We start from the raw sequence: 20,322 nt of genomic DNA, 5'->3' as shown, positions 1-20,322 counted from the left end.
AAAAAACCCTTTGTCTGTATGCTCCTTTGCATCTTTCTCCCTTTTAAAAAAAAACTTAGCAGTGTTTCTTTTACATTTCTATTTTAAATCTTACATTAGAACCTAAATCTTACGCATGAAAAATACCATTTCGCATAGAGTTGCCGACTTTTTAAAAGGCTTCCCTCCTTTTAGTTTTTTACATCAAAAAGATTTAGAAAAACTATCTGAACAAATTTCTATTGTTTATAAAGATAAAGATGCCGTAATCTTTGCAGAAAATGACAAAACTCATGATTCTTTTTATGTGGTTCACAAAGGAGCTGTTGCGCTTAAAAAAAGCCCAAAAAATACGGTTTTAGACATGTGCGACGAAGGGGATATTTTTGGATTACGTCCGCTTTTGGCACAGGAAAATTATATTATGGAAGCCGTAGCACATGAAGAAACCATATTGTACGCGATTCCAATTGCGGTTTTTAAACCTTATGCGCTTGAAAACAGAACAGTTGGTAATTTCCTGATCGAAAGTTATGCGTCTAATACCCGAAATCCATATTCAGACATTCATAAGGATAAATTGTATGGCGATGATTTGCTTCATGAAAATCATCATGCCGCAAAAGATTCCTTTGACTTGCAGCCCATCAAATATTCGAAGAAAATTGTGACTTGTGAGCCATCGACAACTGCGAGAGATATTGCAAAAATCATGACAAAGAAAAAAGTTGGAGCAATATTAATCGTAGATGAAATGCTGCCTATAGGCATTATTACCGACAAAGATTTGCGCAATAAAATTGTTACCGGAGATTATTCGATCCTGACTACTGCAGAAACCATAATGACCAAACCAGTTATTACGTATCCTAAAAAAATGACAGTAACAGAGGCGCAAATGGCAATGATGAAAAGTAATATTAGTTATCTGTGTCTGACAAAAGACGGAACTACCAATACAAAAGCTGTTGGAATCTTATCGAAACATGATGTAATGGTTGCTTTGGGTAATAATCCTGCTGTTTTAATAAAAGCACTTAAAAGAGCTAAAAAAGCAAAAGAAATTAAACCTATTCGTGCCCGAATCATGCAATTGCTTCAAGGATATTTAGACCAAAATATACCGATGACTTTGATTGCTAAAATTATAACGGAATTGAATGAAGCTTGTACGACGCGCGTAATCGAAATTTCGTTAGAAAAAATGAGTAGTCCGCCATCTGTAAAATTTGCGTGGCTGGCTTTAGGAAGCCAAGGCAGAAGTGAACAAATGCTGCATACGGATCAGGATAATGCGATTGTTTATGAAAATGTTTCTGATGTTTTTAAAGATGAAACCAGAGTATATTTTTTAAAATTTGCTGCTCTTGTCAATAAAGGGCTTTTTGAAATTGGCTACGATTATTGTCCTGCCGAAATGATGGCTTCGAACCCAAAATGGTGTATGAGCCTGGATGAATGGAAAAATCAGGTACAGCATTGGATTACCAATCCGGGAAAAAATGAAGTTTTATTGTCGTTTATATTTTTTGATTATAGCCTGACTTATGGCGATGCCGCCATTGTTGATGAATTATCAGAATCTATTTTTGAGAATGTAAAAGCAAATCCCGTTTTTTATGTTCATTTGGTTAGTGGTGCTTTGCAAAGCCCGTCTCCAACGGGATTTTTCAGGCAGTTTCTAGTAGAACAGGACGGAGCTAATAAAGACCATTTTGATATTAAAAGAAGAGCTTTAATGCCTTTGACAGATGCTGCAAGAGTTTTGATCTTATCACACTCCGTGAAATCAATCAGCAATACTGCAGAACGATTTGAAAAACTTGCCGAGTTGGAACCTAATAATAGAGAATTGTATTTGTCGTGTTCCTACTCTTTTAAAGCGTTATTAAAATTCAGAACGAAGCAAGGTCTTTTGCATCATGATTCCGGACAATTTATCGCTTTGGAATCCTTATCTAAAATGGAAAAAATAAAACTAAAAAGAACTTTTAAAACCATTAAGGAACTTCAGGAATTAATTTCGGTTCGTTTTAATATTTCAAATCTGGTATAGATATGAGTTTATTTAATTTTTGGAAAAAAAAAGAAAATCTCTTTGATGAAACCATTTCGATTGAAGAAACCCGATTTGTGGTTTTAGATACCGAAACTACAGGTTTTGATTACGATAACGATCGTATATTGTGTATTGGAGCTCTTGTACTGCAAAACGGAATAATCGCCATTCAGGATAGCTTTGAAGTTTATATAGAACAGGATCATTACGACAAAGCAACTGCTCAGATTCACGGCATTTTAAAAGCTTTCGTGATTCAGCGTCCTACAGAGTTAGAAGCTTTGCAACAATTTTTAGCTTTTTTAGGAGATTCGATTATTATCGCACATCATACTATTTTTGATGTCACGATGATCAATAAAGCCCTCCAACGAAACGGATTACCAGAATTAACGAATAAACGCTTAGACACCGCGATATTATATAAAAAGACTTTAATAAAATCGCATTTATTCGAGCGAAAAGATCATTATACTTTAGACGATCTTGCTGATAAATTCGATATTTCGAAAAAAGACCGTCACACTGCTTTAGGCGATGCTTATATAACAGCAATTGCTTTTTTGAAAATTGTAAAAAAACTAAAAGAGAAAAAACATATTAATTTGAATTCATTGTTTAAATAAAAAGGATATTACTTAAATGTTATCCATTACATTATTTAATCTAACATTCAAAGTTTCTTTCCACTCTATACTAGGACAATTTTTAATTAAATCTTGATATTTATTATTATCTATCTTTCCAAATAATGATTCTACTAAATGTAATAATGTCCATTGTAAGTCATAAAATGAATTCTCAGGAAAAATTTTAATTAATACCTTTCCTTCTTCTAATGAAATTGGCTTTACTATTGATTGTAAGAGTTCATCATATTGCTCTAATTGCTTATCTATAGATACATCATCATTCAAACTTTCATTTGGCATTCTGCCCATTTTTTCTATTTTTTTTATTTCCTCTCTAATCATAATATTTTTTATTTAGACATTACTTTCATAACCTTTTTAAGTTACTTGTTATTTGAATGTAAAATTCAATACGTGATCGTAAGATTACATATTTGAATTTAAACCTACATTACATTTTAAATTAGATCTGCTAATTCACCTTCGGTTTCTAATAAATTTGCATACGGTAAAATACCTTTCTTATATTCTAACCATAGAGAATTTAGCCAAAAATAATTCTGTTTCGTTTCTAGTGATTGCACGATCATTCCAAAATCATCTGATATATAAGAGGATAAATCAGAATTATTTGTAATAGAATAAACTAATTTGAAAACTTTTTCTCTACAATTATCTGAAACAGTTTTATCTATTTTATCTTCTATAATTTTCTCTTTGACAATATCAAACATTTCCATCCATCTTACAGAAAAAGAATCTTGATCTCTTTGGTCTAAAACCATATCAAAATCATCTTCTGTGTAATTGGACAGAATTATTGGTAAATTCTTTTCAATGAAAAAATTTAGTTTATTTAAAATTTGCTCCATTTTTATTATTTAATATCTAAATTATATTAATCTAATTCTGCTATTGAAAACAAATCAAGCATCAATGTTTTGTTTTCACAAACTTCTTTAAACGCTATAATAAATGTCTTTAATGCAGCTGTATCTGAAGAATAAGCACAAAACATACTACTTTCAGGATCAAACTTAACTACATTGATGAGTTCTGGTTTTTGTTCCTCTAAAAAAACTTGTGCTAAAGAAGCCCAGTCGTAACCGTTCCCTTCAAAGCCTTCCTCTTCTCTTGTTTCAAAAATTTCTGTTTTATATTCACCTACGTTTAGACATACTGAAACACTTTTTTCATGTTCAACCCAAAAAAAAGGGGCAATTAATTCTTTAAAATTATTAATGTCCATATTGCTCTAATTCTATAAAAAGTTCATCTCCATTTGCTTTTATACCATCTCGGAATTTTGCAGGAATTTTACTCCCACATCTCTCAAACCATTCATTAAAAACTGATTTCCATTCTTGAACTTTATCTTTCTTAATTAATAAATTAGCATCTATAGTGAATCTTTTAGCTAACATAACCAAAATATCAATATGAGTTAAAACTGCTTGAGTTGGCTTATTTGTCGTTTTTAACCATTCTATATTTTCTTCAATCTGTCTTAAGGATAAATTGATATATCTTGCATTTTCTAATTCTGCCATCTCATTTCCCTCAGGAGCTGTACTAAATATTTTCATTATTATAATTTTATTTACATTTTACTTTCATAGGTGTTTTATGCATCTTATCCGCTAAATCTACTAAAGGGCTATTTGATAACCAACGTTCTTTAACTCTTCCTCTATTTTTATTTGCTAAACCTGATTTTCTTAATTGATCTTCTACTGAATCAGTTGCAGAGAATTTATCTATATTTTCAGCCAATCTTTTTCTAATTAAAGCCCCTTCAATAGATCTTGCTTCGTCATGAGAAAGATTGTCTGCTAAAACCTCCATGTTTTCGAAAATTTTACCATTATTGGTATGTTCTCCCATACGTGTTAAAGCATCTCTGCTTGTAATTCCATAATAATTTACGTTACCGCTCTCATCTAACAATTGATAAACTAATTCTCCACTAAGTCCAAATATATCTACCCAACTATTGCTATCAAATATATAAGCATATAAATTGGGTTCATGACTTAATAGACCAATTGGATCTTGAGATAAATAAGCACCAGTATCAGGATTATAATATCTAAAACGATTATAATACAATCCTGTCTCTACATCCTCAAATTGCCCAAGCTGCCTAAATGGAATAAAGCTCCTATCGCCATTTAAACTCTAATAAATTTAACTATAGAGGAGAAATTGAGAGATCAACTATAAGTAGTTCTTCATTCATTTGAACAACAATATCACTATTTGGTAATATTTGATTCGATTTAAGATGTAATAATAAATCATCTTCAATAATTACTAATTTTGAAATTGCCAGATCTTTCTTTAAACTAGTAAGATCTTCTTGATTAGTTACAACATTGTTTGTTTGATTATATGCTGCATCTGTAATTTCTTGAGCGACTTGATTTAATATATGATCTTGCTTTTGTATTGAAAAGTTATTAATAATTTTTTTGAAAAAATTAATCTCATTAGAAAAATTCAGTTGTTTGTTCTCAACTTCTAATAACACTTCAATTAAGTTATTATTACCTTGAAGCTTTGCTTTTGCATGTAAACTACGGCCCTGAATGTAAGAGTCAATTAATAGATTGGAAATAAATAATGTTTTTTTTTCTTTTTCTATAGTTGGTGGAATCATTGGACTTAGTTTACTGATGTTTTTATTTGAATTAGATACAAAGTAAATTTTCTCTATTTTTCCATCTGTTAATGCAAAACAATCAAATTCTTTATGAGCCCAAATTTTACAGAAATATTCAGAATCCTTACATATTAATTTGAAATTTTCCCTTAGTGCGCTATATATTCCAAATCCATCATGTTCTTTTTTATAGAGTGAATTTTTATATACATATGAAGCTAGCTCTGTTAAGATAATAACAGAAGAAGTATTAAAGTATATGGTAAGTTTCCCTTTTTCATTTACATATAAAGGAGGGTCCTCATTATTAAAATCTTCTTTTTTGATAAAAAAAATAGCAGGATTGTCTTTTAAACTAAATTTAACACCTTCGCTGACTATTTCATTTATAATAAAAGGAGTTTTGAATATTTGGTTTTGAATATTTTCGATCAAATTGATACTTCTAGGGTTTTCTATTATATCATCAACTATTAGTTTTTTGTTATTATAAGATTTGCTTATTGTTTGTACAACTTCAGTAAAATTATTATATGTAATCATAGATTGTATATTTAACTTAATGTATAAAATAATTATTTACATAATTTTCTTCTAAGAGTATCCATGTTGTATTCATATTTTTTAACATTAATTCCATCTGTTTCCGTTTGATATATTTTACCATTTTTCTTTTCCCAAGTATATTTCATTCCAGTATCTGATGCATGATATTCTGCAGTAACATTATTGTCTAATACAAATCTTCTAATAGCGGGCTGGCAACCTGGCTTGCAGGGGTTCAGTTGTCCTCTCATTACAAGATGATCCCCAGGTTCTACATCATCAATAATATCATTGAAAAATTTTCTTTCTGTGTGAGTAAGTAAAGCTTCTTGCTGGTTTAATCCTCCTCCTCCAATACCACCTCCACTTGTATAAGTTTTGTTATGTACAATATTACCAGCTCTTACAACTTGAGTATCTAACCCGTGTAAACCAAATATATCCACCCAACTATTACAATTATGTACATATGCATAAAATGCATTACCTCCATCAAGCCTAATCGGGTCTTGGGATAAGTACAGTCCTGAATCAGGATTATAGTACCTGAACCTATTATAGTACAAACCTGTCTCTAAATCTTCATATTGACCAAGCTGTCTAAATGGAATAAAATCTCTATCTCCTTTTAGATTTCTTAAACCTCCATAGATATCATAATCAGTTTCCCCAATTACATCGCCTTTCTCATTATAAGCTTGTACTCATCTAAATATATAATCGTTTTATAAAACTAAACTTTTCAAACAACTACTCAAACAAAACCCGCTAATTTAGCGGGTTTTGTCATTTTATATTGCTTTATGTTTGTAAACTAAAAACTTATGCTAGTGGAAAAGTATTAAAGTCTGATTGATTTTAATTATCTATATATATTTCTATTTATAAAAGTATAATTTCTAACATTACTACTTAAATCTTCCAACAGACTCATTTGTGAATTAGTTTCATTTAAATAAATTTCATTTTCATTTTCTTTAGAAATTAAAATCCCATCTATTTCTACATCAATTACATTTATAGGATTCTCATATGCATTATAAACTAATTTTAAACTCTCTTTAAAATTTAATATGATACTTTCTAAACCAACTATCATTTCTTGAATAGCTTTTTCTTCAACATCAAATTCATCTAAATTATCAAAATCGTCATTATCAAAATTCATAATACTATCTATACTTTCATCATTCAATATATCATCTAAATTATTATTTATTTTATCATTATAATCCCATAATAATTTATAACTCTTTTCAATATAAGTATAAAAAGGATAGCTTTTATTTTTTATTTTTTCAAATACATAATTCAAGCACCATAAGTCCCAAAATAAAAGATTATCTTGATTTAATAGTGATACTTTTTCTTTTACAAATAATATATATTCTTGATGTTTCATTTTAAATTTCTATTTACACCCAAAATGGGTTTTACAATTATTACACATTTCATTTTTCTGTTTAGATGCCCAAGATATACCCCATTCCTTAATTGACGCATCTTTAGGTATATTTCTCTCAATAACTCTTTCAGCATGATTTGAAAGTTTGGTTAAAGTTCCCGTATCTCCATCAATAATTTCTTTAAATCTTTTACCACTAAAAATATTTTCTTCAGGAACACCTAGTTCTACTAATTTAGTTCTTTGTGCAGGTGATAAACTTGCACCATTGCCTGAAGCATACAAAGTAGAAACTCCATTGACATCAACTTTTGCTACAGAAACGGTACTATTATTGAATCCTCTAGGAGATTTTCCTGGTTCTAATAATACATTGTGAGCTTCTTGAGCAATTTTGGATAATTCTTCACTAAAAATAACAGGATTTAATCCAAATATATCAACACAATTATTACAATCATGAACATATTTGTAAGATGCACTACCTCCTAATAGTCCTATAGGGTCTTGGCTTATATACCCACCACTCTCAGGATTGTAATAACGATGTCTATTATAATATAATCCTGTCTCTACATCTTCATATTGCCCAAGCTGTCTAAATGGAATAAATGATTTATCGCCTTTTAGATTTCTTAAACCTCCATAAATATCGTAATCAGTTTCCCAAACAACATCTCCAACTTCATTATAAACTTGGATAGGGCGACCAATATAATCATTAATGATACTAAATTTATGCTCACCAATTATTTTAGCACTTGGTACAAAAGAACCTCCCTCATAAACCCAGGTAATCAAATTCTTAATTGGCTCTGGTTTATCATAAACCAAATCATCACCATTAACGACAAGTTTTGGTCTCTCTTTTAGATTATACTTCCATTAGTGAAAAAGAACATTACTTCTCAAACATAATGATTTATTTCTATAAAGCATTTAAAAAAATAGTATAAATATTACAATTTTAATCTGAAAACGAAGAATTTTTAATATCTTTTTATTTTAAGTATTTTGAAGCTCTATTAAAATAAAAAGCAGAGAATATTCTCTGCTTTTTAGCTTTTTATTTATAATCTAAATTTAATACTTTGATATATTAAATAGATATTTATCATCTTCTCTAGGATCTAAGTATCCATTAAATTCCTCTATTTTTTGAAATTCAAATGAGTAACCATAATTTGCTTCTGGATATTCAATGAATTTTTTTCTTTTATAACCTATTACATTGACTAAATATTTGCCACTTCCTAAATTAAATTTAAATGAATCATATAAAACTTCCCCATCTAGTGTTTGATAGGAATTAAATTTTTTAGAATTGTCTAAATAATCATTAATTTCAAATGTTAGAAGATTTCCTGTTGAACCAACCCAAAAAGAATTATCATTACCTATTTCTAAATTAAATCCATCAATCTTAAAAACTCTATCCCAACTATTGTCGAAATTTTCATTTTCACCAACTTTAATTATATACTCTATTGAGTCTATTGGCAAAATGGGTAACCAAACACCATCTTCTAAGGATTTTAAATACAACTCGTGATTCTTCTGAAAAAACTCTAATATTTTTTTTGTCTTTATTTTATTTTCTTTTAAGAAATCTGTTAACTTATCAACTGATAATAAATAAATGCCATAATTTGACACATCTAATTTTTTCTCTATCATTACTAAATTTATTATATTATTTACAAGGTATTTTATTTGCTTCAAATAGTTCTTTCAATTTTGCCAATGCTTCTGCAGGAGTTAAATTCTTAAATAATTTTTCTTTTGTTCCAGGTATTTTCAAAAACCCTTTTGTATCAATATCTTTATAAGCTTTTGCTCCTTTATCAAAAAAATCATCAGCTGTTCCAGTAAATTTGGAACCGTGATAAGGTACTCCTTCATTTATAAGATTTGTATGCATTTGACCATGCAGATCAGCAGTATTTGCTCCATCATTAGGATACCAAGCAATAGAGTCAGTTTGAGCTAAATCAGTTATACCTAATTTATTGGCAACTGACCTAGGCATTATATGATGCCCCATTCCTGTATCTAACAAATCTGAATACCATCCAAATTTATCAATTTCTATATTTGAGTTTTTAACGTATCCATAAAGTACATTTCCTCCTAAAAGTCCAATCGGGTCTTGAGATAAATAGAGCCCAGTCTCAGGATCATAATAGCGGAATCGATTATAATACAAGCCTGTCTCTACATCTTCATATTGACCAAGTTGTCTAAAAGGAAGGAATGATTTATCTCCTTTTAGATTTCTTAAACCTCCATAGATATCATAATCGGTTTCCCAAACTAAGTTTCCTTTATCATCATAACTTTGTATTGGACGACCAAGATAATCGTTAATAATACTATATCTTATGTCTCCTATAATTTTAGCAATAGGTACAAAAGTATTTTCCTTATAAATCCAATTAACTAAATTTTCAATTGGCTCCCGTTTATCATAAACCACATTATCACCATCAATGATAAGTTTCGGTCTCTCATTTAGATCATACTTCCACTCATGAATAAGAACGTTCTCATCCCAAAAGTACCTAAAAATTTCTTTGTTTGCAATTTTTGCGGTACGTCTTCCCAGAGCATCATATTCAAAACTTACTACTTTCCCATCAGGGTTAGTTACGCTTTTAAGCATTCCGTTAGCAAGCCAGGTATAGGCGGTATCACCTTGCTGCCACTGTTCGTGCTCGTCTTGTAAACTTGTTTCTTCGGCTTTGTTGCCTATAAGTTTATCAAAAAAATTGGTTGGTTTTTCAAAAACTAGCGGTTTGGTAATATCACGCGAGCTTTTGTGTACCAGATTCCCCTGTTTGTCGTATTTGTAATAGTATTTTTCGTCTTTGAGCAGTTTACCGCCTTTACCGTATTTACGATCACTACGGTCCGGGGTTTTGTATAAATTACCTACCGCATCAGGCGTTTTGTACAACTCCTCTTTTCCGTCATAGCTGGCTTTGGCAAGATTGCCAAAGTCATCATAATCAAAATAGGTCAAGCTTTGGGTCATTTGGTTCACCGCGCTTCGCAATTGCTGGTTGGTATCCCAATTATAAAAGCGGGATCCTGTGCGTTTACCATTAGCAAATACTTCCTGCTCTTTTTGTTTCCCGTTGTTGTTATAACTTGTCTTTATGTGTAGTCCGCCTGTGGCAAAACGCTCTATTTCACGTCCTAGCTCATCTCGTTTCAGTGTGGTTTCCCAAGTCTTGTGCTGTTCCTTAAGTTCGTGACTCTGGGCTTCTATACGTTCCAGTTGTCCTTTCTGGTTATAATGCGTATTGATATCAGCCCCAAGACCACTGCTTATATTGGTACGTTGCCCTAAATTATTGTAAGTTGAGGTAATCGTTATACCATTTTCGTTGGCATCGAGCTGTTGTTTTTGGGTTTCCTTTATTACACGTCCAACGGCATCACGCTCCAGATAAATGCTTACGTTTTGGTTGGTAGCTTCTACCAGCTGTCCGTTTTTGTTATAGGTATAGATTTCCCAGGTGCCGTCATGATAGTCGGCTCTGGTAATCCGCCCTAAGGCATCCTGCTCATAATCTGTATATTTTCCGCCTCCGTGGTCTATTCGGGTAACTTCGCCGGCAAGGTTGCGGTTGTATTTTTTTACGATACCGTCAAAAGCTGTTTCTTTTATAACGTATCCGGCTTTGTTTCTGGTAAAATAATAGGCTTCGTGGTCTTCGTTTTTAATCCCTACGAGCTGTTCCATCTTATCGTAGTCAAAACGAACTTTTACGCCGTTTTGTTCTCTTGATGAAAGGCTTCCTAATGGGGTATACGTAAACTTAATGTTGTTTTTATTGTCTTTTAAAGCGATTACTTCATCATAATTATCATAATCAAATTCTATAATATTGCTGTCTTTCTCGATGATTTTCTGTACCCTGTCAAGCGCATCATAACTAAAATAATCTGCCATTTGCATTGGCGTATATATCGCCTTCACACGTCCTCGATGGTCATAGTCCCATGATTTTAGTTTTTGATCGTTCTCGCGCCATTCTATCAGGTTATATTGCTGATCGTAAACCAGTTCTAGTTCGTTCTTATTTTTAGCAACACTCGCCAGTAATCCGTTTGCATAATAAGTAAAATGCGTACTGGTTTTATCAGGCGCTATAATGGTTTTAAGCTGGTGTGGCTTTTGGTCTTTGTATAAATAGATGGTTTTATGTCCTTCAGGATCTATGCCAATCGATGGGCGGTTTTCGTCATCATAAAGCATCATTTCCTCGGTACCATCAGGATAAGTAGTGCTTATTTTATTGCCCTTGTCATCATAATTAAAGCCCAGAATGCATCCTTCCTGATCGATCTCGCGATACAGTTCCATAAACTCAGTATAGTCATAAAATACACTGTTGCCCATAGGATCTTTTACCTGTGTTATGAGCTGGCTTGGTTCATAATAATAGGTGGTTACGGCTCCGTTGGCATCTGTTACCAGATTATAACCTTCATAAGTATGGTATTCGATCCAGCCTTCTTGCCAGCCTCCATCGCCCCAAGTATGTACACAACGGTTTTCTGAGTCATATTCCCAATAAAAAGCCTGACCATTACGATCTGTTTTTTTTACCATCAGGTGGTTTTCGTATTCAATCACCGTTGGCTTGCCTAAAGCATCTATAATGGCGGTCATGTTCTGATCTTCGTCATAATGATACATGATCAAAAGTTCGTTCTGTTCAGGACCTACCAATTCTAAATTGTGTATAAATCCGTCTTTGGTATTTACTTCTATAGTTCTGCCCGCGGCATCGATAATGCTGCTGAGGGTATAACCTGTAAATTTAAAAACTATGGCTATTCCGTCATGATTGGATATTTTTGTAAGCTGGTATTTTTTACCGTTAAAAAGGGTGAAATCATAAAAAAGCCTGCTTTTATGATCGTAAGCCTGATATCCGTCTTCGGTTCTTTTCAGGGTTGTTTTTTCCTGACGCAGGTAAAATTCTTCCTCTGGCATCAGGGCAGGAAAAGCCACGATTCGTCCATCGTCCATGCGAAGTCCCAGGGCATCATCTTCCGGATATAACTCTACAGCCCTATCATATGAACAATGTACGCCATGACCCAGCCAACCTACATATTGTGAATCTGAGTACCAGCGACGCTCCCAGTTAAGTGTGATGGGGCTGGCGATATCAAAATCACTGCCTTCGTATATCACGGCTCCGTTAATAAGGTTTACGGGTTCAAAACCTGCTTTACACAACAATTTACTAAGCCAGTTTGGACCAACAGATCCTTTTAGTAATTTATTGAATGCTTTTTTTCCATATTTCATCAGGGTACTAAATCCTATACTGGCGAGTAATCCGGTTAGCATACCTCCCCAATCTGGCGGATATGGACCTCCAACCATTACGGGTTTTCCGGTAGGAATAGGCAAGGAAAATGAAGTTGGGGCAAAAAGGGTTGGGGCAAACGGTAACATTTTCTTGCCTATTTTGGTTTTACCAATGGACATCGATAACGGAATCCCAATATCATTACAAGTCATCAGCATGTGTCCTTTGGGACTCATTCTGGTACTGTCTGAGAAAACGGTCTGGGACGCAAAAAAATTCATGCTTTCATGACCTATAATTGGGGTCATAAGCCAAGGCGGTGTAAAAAGCGGAATGTGTACCAGTGGAATTATAATTCCGCCGGTGTCTGAATTCCCTCTTTTAAAACCATTTACGTGCACGCTGGTGCCCAAAAACGGAATATAATCAGCTGGATCAATAACAATACCTATATAAGGATGAAACGGATTAAAGGGCGGTAAGGTGGTAAAATGGATATCTATACCCACGACCATAGTCAAATGATTATCGGTCAATAACATAATTAATAGGTGTTGCTTAATTGATATTCCTTCTCTATTTGTTTTGCAATCTGTTTTGGATTGTCTTTCCAGTTTTCTCCAAAAATGGTTACCATTCTTCTGGCAATAGCTTCTTTTTCTGCGTACTCTATTTTAGGATAGTTTTCTAAATAGCTGTTGGCTATAAACGTGAAATTTATTATTTTCAGGCTTTCATCTGTTAAAGCATAGCCATATTCAAAAGCATCGTTTAGAATTTCGGTATATTGACTATTACGTTTTTTTGCAGCTAGTAATAAGGCATAATTATAACCGTTTATGACTTGCATTTCCTGCCCTATTTCTTTAGCAATTGCTACTTGCTTTAAAAAGTATTGTATGGCTAAATCCGAATTTCCGGTAATGCTGTAGTGTGATCCTTTATAGGATAATAATTGTATTAAGATGCCCGCAATATCCTCTTTATCTTTATAAAAAGGTGTCGTTATTTTTATTCCTTTATCCAGTAATTCGTGGATAAGTTCTTTTTCGTCTTTAAACTGAAATAAAAAACTGGCATATATAAGAAAGGATGAGGCCCAAAAACTGGTTTCTCCTGTACTCTTGCTAATATCGATAAGTTCATTACCTAGTCTTTTTACTTTCTCTTGTTTTTTATCTTTTGCTGCTTCTCCAATTTCAAACAGGCATTTTCTGTAGCGTACTTGTGGATCATTTGGATTTCCCTGCGTGGCTATTTCTTTATATGCTTTATTGATTTCCTGATTGGGGATTTCTATTATGAATCCTTTTTGTTTTACGGAATCAATTAGTTTATTATATAATTTTCTTTCCTTATAATCCAGAAATAAGAATCCTATATTTTCCGGTAATAAGACTGCAAGCTCTTTTATGCTTTGTATTAATAAATCAGGATCACTGGCTTTTTTTATTAAAAAACTAACGATTAAAAGGTTGTCGGTTTTTGCCTCAAACTTTTTAAAACTTATCAGCATTTTAATATAGAAATCTTTAAGGTTTTCGATGTTTAGCTTCTCTATTTCAGGTAATACCTGTTTAAAAAATTCAAAGTCTTCCCATTTCCAACCCGGATTTTTTTTCAGGTCTTCATCAAAAGTTAGTATCCATTGTTCTATAATAGTGATGTAAAAATCTTTTTTATCATAAAAATCAATCATAAATGCAACAAACGAATCCTCTGATTTGCCATATGCAGAAGATTCTAAGCGAATAAAACCATCCAGTAAAGGGAAATCTTCCGTAGAACAAACCATGCTGAATATTTGTGCTTTTGGTTTCTCTTTTCTGGTTTTATTCCAAATTTTCTGAATGTTTTCTACCCTTACAGCAATAGGATTATGAGCATTATTCATTTTTGATTTTAATTTAAATTTACAACTCCACCTTTGACATTAGTCATTGTTTTGCCATCTATATCAACGACTGTTCCTTCTGCTAAAATGGTATTTTTACCTTTTATATTAATACTTGGCGCTTCATCTGTAATTTGTGTATCACTTTTCACCGTTACTTCATCTGTACCTGAAACGAGTACTTTTTTACTATCAACACTTACTTCATTTACTCCACTAATGCTTACTTTTTCATCTGCAATAAGGTTTATTTCTTTTGATTGTATATCGACCTTATTTGGTGCATAAATAGTCATTGTTCCGTCTCCGTTAAGCATTATCATATTGCCGCTGGGATCTGTAGCTGTAAAGGTGTTTTTTTCTTCGTCCAGAATAAGTGAAGTTCCCCCTCTTGTAGCAAAGCTTCTTTTGTTATTGTCTTTTCCGCCGCCGCCGCCGCTTTTACCATGAAAAACACTACCTAAAATAAAAGGCCTGTTAGGATCACCATAACGAAAGTGTACCATAACATGATCTCCAACATCCGGAATAAACACCATTCCTCGATTGGTTCCTACTTTATCACTACTACCTGCATCAGGAGTCATGACGCGCAACCAGGCAGTTTTCATCTGGGTACCTTGTTGCCAAAGCATCTGAACTCTGATTCGTCCTTTATTCTGAGGATCTGTATTACTTTCTACTACAGCTTGTTGTGTTTGAGCAATTGGATAAGCAACATCCGGTTCCGGCAAACTCAATACTTTTGAAGGTATGGCTCTGAAATTATTTTCATACTCCCCTAAATGTGTAGCATAATGACTAATTTCGGTAATGATAAAAGAACCTACTTCTTGTGTAATTAAACTTTTATTTTCTAAAATACTTGATTGTATGGTAACAATACTTCCTATCCTTAATTTTGAATTTTTTGTTGTTGCTGAAACAAAATTAGTATCGGCAGCAGCACTTTCCTGTTTCTTTTTTAAGAAGGATTCTAAAACCAAATCGTCACCGGTACTTACTATACCATGTGTGTAAGCAGGCGTGGCAAATACTTCTTTAGAACTCGCAAATGCTTCGTTGCCTAATTTTGGCAAACCTCCTACAGTATCTTTTGATTTTGCAGTGTAACGTTTATCAGCACTTTCATTGTATGTAAAAGCACTAAATTTATTGGGCACTGCCTGTACAGATATTTTTAGTTTAGAAATATCACTATTATAGGTTAACGATATAGGGCTATCAAAGCTTTTAGGTTTACCAAAGATTAACTTTTCGCCATCATAATACAGCCATTCGTTAAATTGCTTTGCCAATCGTTGAATAAACTGAAAGTCTGTTTCGAGATATTGATTCTGATAATCCATTTTACTGGTATATTCAGGATTTATTTCGTTTTGTAATTGTTCTCCTGCCCCATTTTTTACAACTTCTTTTACAATATCTTTTAAGGGTAGTTCTTCCCAGGAATGTAACTTTTCACCAGACTCTAATAATATGGTCTTAGAATAACCTGACACTATAATTTGATTTCCTGAATGGCCCATTTCCTGATCAAAATCAATATTGGTAACAACTCCCAGAAAATCATTTTTGTCGTCCAGCACAATGTGCACTACCTTCCCTAACCATGCCTGTGCATTTTCGAGGGTATATGCCAAAGGGCTCTCAACTGCAGCATGCGGAACAAGAATTTCAAATCGGTGATGGTCATTTATTACTTGTACCAACTCAATACTGGTAAAGTGACTTATTTTTTTAGAATCTATTCCAAAAATTATTGTTGGTGGTGTCATAGTATATTTTTTTTGTATTAGTAGCTGCTCTTAAGGAATATTATTGTTGTGTGTATTTAAAAACTTCCAGAGTACTTCATTGCTTTCGAGCATCTCAGGTGTTAAATCTAATTCCTTAGTCCCTTGATGCGTAATTAAGCTTTTACCAATTTTATAATAATGAACAGTTGTTTTACCTTCGTAATTCAAGCTATTTGTGCTTATTATTATGTTCGTTTTTTCATTAAAATAAAAAGAATTAATGGCTGTTGTAATTATATCAGATGTATCATTAAACTGATAATTAATTTCTTTTTTATTTTTTAAATCAATTGCAAATAAGTTTATTCTGTTATTTACTTCATTTAGTGGTAATAAAAGGATATTATTGTCTGTGATATAACAATCTGTAGATTTATCATTTACAATAAGACCATTTATAGGAAATGCACGATCTAACCGATTTAGATATGCTATTTTTATAATACTTTTTTTTGCCTGATCGACGTAAATAGTATCATTATAATACTTAATCGTATATAAAACTCCTTCTTTGTCTTTAACTTCTAAACTATCAATTTCAAAATTTTCCTGTTTATTTTTGATTACATTATTTGAAACCTTATTTTCTTTGTTTTTTGAATTACATGCCAGGCATACAAAAACAATTAAAATTATTTTTAGTTTTAAAAAGCTAGTTAATTTCATTTGAAATAGAATTAAATTTATCGTTCTGGCTAATAAGTATTCTTTTTTCATCCTCTAATTTAGTCTTTCCGGGATCTGTGAATAAAAGGGAATTATTTGTTAAAAGAGTATTTATTTCCTTCAATCTCTCCTTATTAACTTCTAATTGATAGTCTAAACTCTTATTGAAACGTTTTTTAAAATCACCAATCTGGTTTAATAAGTGTTCTCCATAATGATTTTTACCCGCACTATCTTTATCAGCATTATAGGTATATTTACCACCATGTCTTTCTTTCTCTGTTGGATAATATTTGCCTGTATTAAAAGCTTTATCTATATCATCTGCCGTAATGGTATCTTTTGTAATTAAAACTGAAAAATAGCTCCAGTTTTTATTAATTTTATTAAAATAATCGGTCAAAGCCGCCTGATAGCCTCCCAAGTTAGAGTAGTCTTTCACCGTACCGTGGGTAGTACTTCGCTTAGAAGGTTTTCCCATTACTCCAAATAAATTATAATCATCGTTTTTTATTGCAGATACTCCGTATCCACTTTCTAAACTTGCCTGTGCCAATACTAATAAAGCGCCTTTACCAGATGCCCCTTTTGATTTGGCAAAATCATAAATGTCAATGGCAATTGTTGTCAAAAATTGATGGTGAAGCGGTTTTTCTTTTTTAGCTGATGAATTTAAATTTTTAGATTTAACATCCTCTGCAACACGATAACCTTGTACGCTTCTTCGTTGCATCATTGCCCCCAGCTTATCTGTATTTTCCCATTGACCAGTTTGCCGATTGTATTGAGGGCCTTTGACTCCCAAAGAACTGGCATTTTTGTTTTTTCCTGAGGATGAAGATTTAGCCATGGTATTTATTAGTTTTGGATAAGTCAATACTCCTAAAATAAGATCTCTTTTTAAGCTCTATCATGAAAGTATTTTTTGTGGTATACTCTTATTTAATTATAGGTATATATTTCATTTTTCCTTAATTAAAATTATTTTTTAATAAAAATCCTGCATAAAAGTATGTTTAGGGCATACTTATGATTTTCTGAATCGAGAAAAAAGAAGAAAACTAGCCAAACATCGTAGTAACAATCCTGAAGCTTAAATAAACAAAACTGCATAAATCAATGTTGCAAAATATAATCTCTTTTATCTTTAAAAGAAACAAATACAATCTTAATATTATTCAATAATAATCTCTTAAAAAAAATATTAAAATATATAGAAACAGGAAGCGATAAATTACCGCTTCCTGTATCAATGAGTAAAAATTAGATTTTAGCCCAATTGTTATCTAATGTTGCATTACCTAATGTAATTTTTTCTGCTGAGAAAGTGATCTCAGTAGTCATTGGAGTTTCTGCCATAGCGTCAAGTTGCTCGCTGAAGAATACAATAAAAGCATTTTCAAAAGAAAGTTCTTTCATAACTTGTTCAGAATCTGCCTTGAAAAATTTTACTTTTCCGCTTACCGGTTTGTGTTGACTGTTTACTGCCTGTTCAATAACTGTAGTATTGTCAGTAGATTTTAGTCTTAAGTTTAATCTTCCTCCTTTAATTTCAGAAGAAACAGCTCCTTTACCATCAGTATGTCTTAACATATCGACTTTTGAGAATAATACTTGGTACTCGTTTCCTTCGAATTCTAAAATTGCTTTAAATGCCATAATAAAAATAATTAAGTTGTTAAAAAAATGTTTTTAGAATCCTCTTTTATTTTGTATGACTAGTATTAACAAAAAAAAGAGGTATTCTACATGATTTTAGAATACCTCTTTTTTGTACTAATGTACTTTTTTTTAATTGCTTCTTGTAGGAAGGTGAGGGTGATTCGCAATCAATTTGTTGTACGAATATACAAATATAAATGAAACAAACAAGTCTATTAGTAATATTTTTCATCAAAAAAAGGGAAATATATTTTTAAAAAACAATGCAAATATGTAAGAATACAGTATTTACTGGGCTTGCAGAGAATTTTTATGATTTTAATATTTAAATAAAATCATAAATTTTTTATTTAATAATTTCTATAGTGATATATTAGCTTTTAATAAAATCGCTTTATACTTTCTAAAGCTATCTAATTACAATTACAACAAATACAAGTCCTGCAAATAAGAAAGGACCAAAAAAAAGTAAATTAGATAAGATTATTTCTTTTGTAGATATAATATAAGTATAATCTTGATTTTCATGTCTCCATTTACTACCCTTTGACGCAAATAAAAGGGTTGGTTTCTTATAGGAATTATGAAAATCTTTATAAAATAAAAATAGTAAAACCCGAAAATAAAGAACATAAAACAATGGAAATACTGTAACTATAAAATCAAAAAAATTACTTTTTGTTGTTATCAATAAAATAGTACTTAAAAAAATAATCAAGAGCCCTAATAAAGCAAATTGCTTAAATTGATTTTTGTTAATCATTTGTTGCGAATTCATATAAAATACAATCCAGCAAAATCCTGCTATACAAAATGAAAACATGCTAAAATCAAAGAACCAACTTTTATTAAAGGATATAAATGCCAGTAAATAAATCAATAATAAGATTATACTATAAATTGCAAATTTTGAATTTATAAGTTTTTTTAGATTGTTTCCTATTATTAAATTATTCTTGCAGGTAGTATGTTCAAAATTTAAATTTGTTTTCACGTTAGTTTCTTTACAGGATAACTCTTCTTCTACTATATTCAAAATATTTTGTTTAATACAATCACACCGTATAAAATTTTATATTTTAATAAGAGAAATAGATAATATTAGTTTTACTTTCTGCCAGAATATTTTTTGCTTTTAATTAATTTTCCTTCTTTATTGTAATATTTCCATTCCCCTATAGAATCTAATTCATTTTCATACAAGATGTAATTATTATATCTTTCAATAGATTTAATTGTTCCATTCTTGTAAAATCTTTTTTTCTCAATAAAATCTTTTCCATATACAGAATTGTTATAATAAATAGTTGAATCTAAATTTTTATTGAAATCATAATAAAACCATGTTTCTAACGACGTTCCAGTGCTTATTTCTTTATTACTAATATTTCCTTGTAATCCTTTGTATTTTAAATTCTTGTTTTCATAAAATGACAAGTGTAATTCTTTACTTCCTAAACTATCCTTAGCAAGTATTAGATCTTTAATCATACCATTTTTATATAAGGTTTTTGATAAAGTGTCATTTTTTTTACCTAAAATATCTTTTGCTTTATCTAAAGTGTCAATACTTGACTGTTCAATTATTTCCTTTTTACTATCGATTTCAGATTTACTTTTAATCTCTTTGTTTTTACATTGAACAAAAAATATAAACACTAAAATTATATATAGGTATTTCATTT

Annotated in this window: 20 protein-coding genes and 1 pseudogene; 2 read left to right on the top strand and 19 right to left on the bottom strand. The window is 31.4% G+C overall.

The window, feature by feature from the left end; genetic code table 11:
- The first annotated feature begins 115 nt into the window (after positions 1-115).
- Together ASF10_RS15335 and ASF10_RS15330 are read left to right on the top strand one after the other, a co-directional pair.
- Positions 116-2,035 carry a DUF294 nucleotidyltransferase-like domain-containing protein gene (locus ASF10_RS15335; protein ID WP_056250709.1) on the top strand — a complete coding sequence of 640 codons (1,920 nt, stop codon included), beginning with the start codon at positions 116-118 and terminating at the stop codon, positions 2,033-2,035.
- A 2-nt stretch (positions 2,036-2,037) separates the two neighbouring features.
- Positions 2,038-2,664 (top strand): PolC-type DNA polymerase III, encoded by a 627-nt coding sequence (locus tag ASF10_RS15330; RefSeq protein WP_056250707.1) that lies wholly within the window; start codon positions 2,038-2,040, stop codon positions 2,662-2,664.
- 12 nt (positions 2,665-2,676) lie between these two features.
- On the opposite strand, the gene ASF10_RS15325 is transcribed toward ASF10_RS15330, so the two are convergent.
- From ASF10_RS15325 to ASF10_RS15240, 19 genes and pseudogenes are all read right to left on the bottom strand, one after another.
- Positions 2,677-3,012, bottom strand: coding sequence for a hypothetical protein (locus ASF10_RS15325; RefSeq protein ID WP_241774966.1), 336 nt, complete (start codon positions 3,010-3,012; stop codon positions 2,677-2,679).
- A 116-nt stretch (positions 3,013-3,128) separates the two neighbouring features.
- Positions 3,129-3,542 (bottom strand): hypothetical protein, encoded by a 414-nt coding sequence (locus ASF10_RS15320; protein WP_056250705.1) that lies wholly within the window; start codon positions 3,540-3,542, stop codon positions 3,129-3,131.
- Positions 3,543-3,568: 26 nt separating this feature from the next.
- Complete coding sequence (locus tag ASF10_RS15315) at positions 3,569-3,919, bottom strand: immunity 51 family protein (protein WP_056250702.1); 351 nt, start codon at positions 3,917-3,919, stop codon at positions 3,569-3,571.
- Positions 3,909-4,256: a hypothetical protein gene (locus tag ASF10_RS15310; protein WP_056250700.1), complete on the bottom strand. Its 348-nt coding sequence runs from the start codon at positions 4,254-4,256 to the stop codon at positions 3,909-3,911. Before ASF10_RS15310 ends, ASF10_RS15315 begins: the two co-directional genes overlap by 11 nt.
- 10 nt (positions 4,257-4,266) lie before the next feature.
- Positions 4,267-4,824 carry an RHS repeat-associated core domain-containing protein gene (locus ASF10_RS15305; RefSeq protein WP_082472448.1) on the bottom strand — a complete coding sequence of 186 codons (558 nt, stop codon included), beginning with the start codon at positions 4,822-4,824 and terminating at the stop codon, positions 4,267-4,269.
- A gap of 37 nt (positions 4,825-4,861) precedes the next feature.
- Complete coding sequence (locus ASF10_RS15300; RefSeq protein WP_056250696.1) at positions 4,862-5,875, bottom strand: hypothetical protein; 1,014 nt, start codon at positions 5,873-5,875, stop codon at positions 4,862-4,864.
- Positions 5,876-5,907: 32 nt separating this feature from the next.
- Positions 5,908-6,324 carry a hypothetical protein gene (locus ASF10_RS24370; RefSeq protein ID WP_056250695.1) on the bottom strand — a complete coding sequence of 139 codons (417 nt, stop codon included), beginning with the start codon at positions 6,322-6,324 and terminating at the stop codon, positions 5,908-5,910.
- A gap of 42 nt (positions 6,325-6,366) precedes the next feature.
- Positions 6,367-6,489 (bottom strand): annotated as a pseudogene (locus tag ASF10_RS24725) (RHS repeat-associated core domain-containing protein); the annotation flags it as partial.
- 251 nt (positions 6,490-6,740) lie between these two features.
- The gene (locus tag ASF10_RS15290; RefSeq protein ID WP_056250693.1) at positions 6,741-7,280 is read right to left on the bottom strand and encodes a hypothetical protein; all 540 of its coding nucleotides are present in this window, start codon (positions 7,278-7,280) and stop codon (positions 6,741-6,743) included.
- Between the two features lie 9 nt (positions 7,281-7,289).
- Complete coding sequence (locus tag ASF10_RS24630; protein ID WP_056250691.1) at positions 7,290-8,117, bottom strand: RHS repeat domain-containing protein; 828 nt, start codon at positions 8,115-8,117, stop codon at positions 7,290-7,292.
- Positions 8,118-8,366: 249 nt separating this feature from the next.
- Entirely contained in the window at positions 8,367-8,960 is a 594-nt protein-coding gene (locus ASF10_RS15280) for a hypothetical protein (protein ID WP_056252178.1), read from the bottom strand.
- Positions 8,961-8,976: 16 nt separating this feature from the next.
- Positions 8,977-13,131, bottom strand: a complete 4,155-nt coding sequence (locus ASF10_RS15275; RefSeq protein ID WP_241774965.1) for a DUF6531 domain-containing protein — start codon at positions 13,129-13,131, stop codon at positions 8,977-8,979.
- A gap of 29 nt (positions 13,132-13,160) precedes the next feature.
- Positions 13,161-14,510, bottom strand: a complete 1,350-nt coding sequence (locus ASF10_RS15270; RefSeq protein ID WP_056250688.1) for a hypothetical protein — start codon at positions 14,508-14,510, stop codon at positions 13,161-13,163.
- A gap of 8 nt (positions 14,511-14,518) precedes the next feature.
- A complete protein-coding gene (locus ASF10_RS15265; RefSeq protein WP_056250686.1) occupies positions 14,519-16,288 on the bottom strand; it encodes a type VI secretion system Vgr family protein in 1,770 nt (589 codons plus the stop codon).
- 30 nt (positions 16,289-16,318) lie between these two features.
- On the bottom strand, positions 16,319-16,975 hold the full coding sequence (locus tag ASF10_RS15260) for a hypothetical protein (RefSeq protein WP_131726546.1): 657 nt from the start codon (positions 16,973-16,975) through the stop codon (positions 16,319-16,321).
- Complete coding sequence (locus ASF10_RS15255) at positions 16,962-17,825, bottom strand: glucosaminidase domain-containing protein (protein WP_056250682.1); 864 nt, start codon at positions 17,823-17,825, stop codon at positions 16,962-16,964. Before ASF10_RS15255 ends, ASF10_RS15260 begins: the two co-directional genes overlap by 14 nt.
- A 413-nt stretch (positions 17,826-18,238) precedes the next feature.
- On the bottom strand, positions 18,239-18,634 hold the full coding sequence (gene tssD / locus ASF10_RS15250) for a type VI secretion system tube protein TssD (protein WP_082421335.1): 396 nt from the start codon (positions 18,632-18,634) through the stop codon (positions 18,239-18,241).
- A gap of 412 nt (positions 18,635-19,046) precedes the next feature.
- Positions 19,047-19,673 carry a hypothetical protein gene (locus ASF10_RS15245; RefSeq protein ID WP_056250680.1) on the bottom strand — a complete coding sequence of 209 codons (627 nt, stop codon included), beginning with the start codon at positions 19,671-19,673 and terminating at the stop codon, positions 19,047-19,049.
- 71 nt (positions 19,674-19,744) lie between these two features.
- Positions 19,745-20,320 carry a hypothetical protein gene (locus tag ASF10_RS15240; RefSeq protein ID WP_056250678.1) on the bottom strand — a complete coding sequence of 192 codons (576 nt, stop codon included), beginning with the start codon at positions 20,318-20,320 and terminating at the stop codon, positions 19,745-19,747.
- Positions 20,321-20,322: the final 2 nt, after the last annotated feature.

It is taken from the genome of Flavobacterium sp. Leaf82 (genome assembly GCF_001422725.1).
Classification (GTDB): domain Bacteria; phylum Bacteroidota; class Bacteroidia; order Flavobacteriales; family Flavobacteriaceae; genus Flavobacterium.
This window is presented reverse-complemented; position numbering and strand designations above follow the sequence as displayed.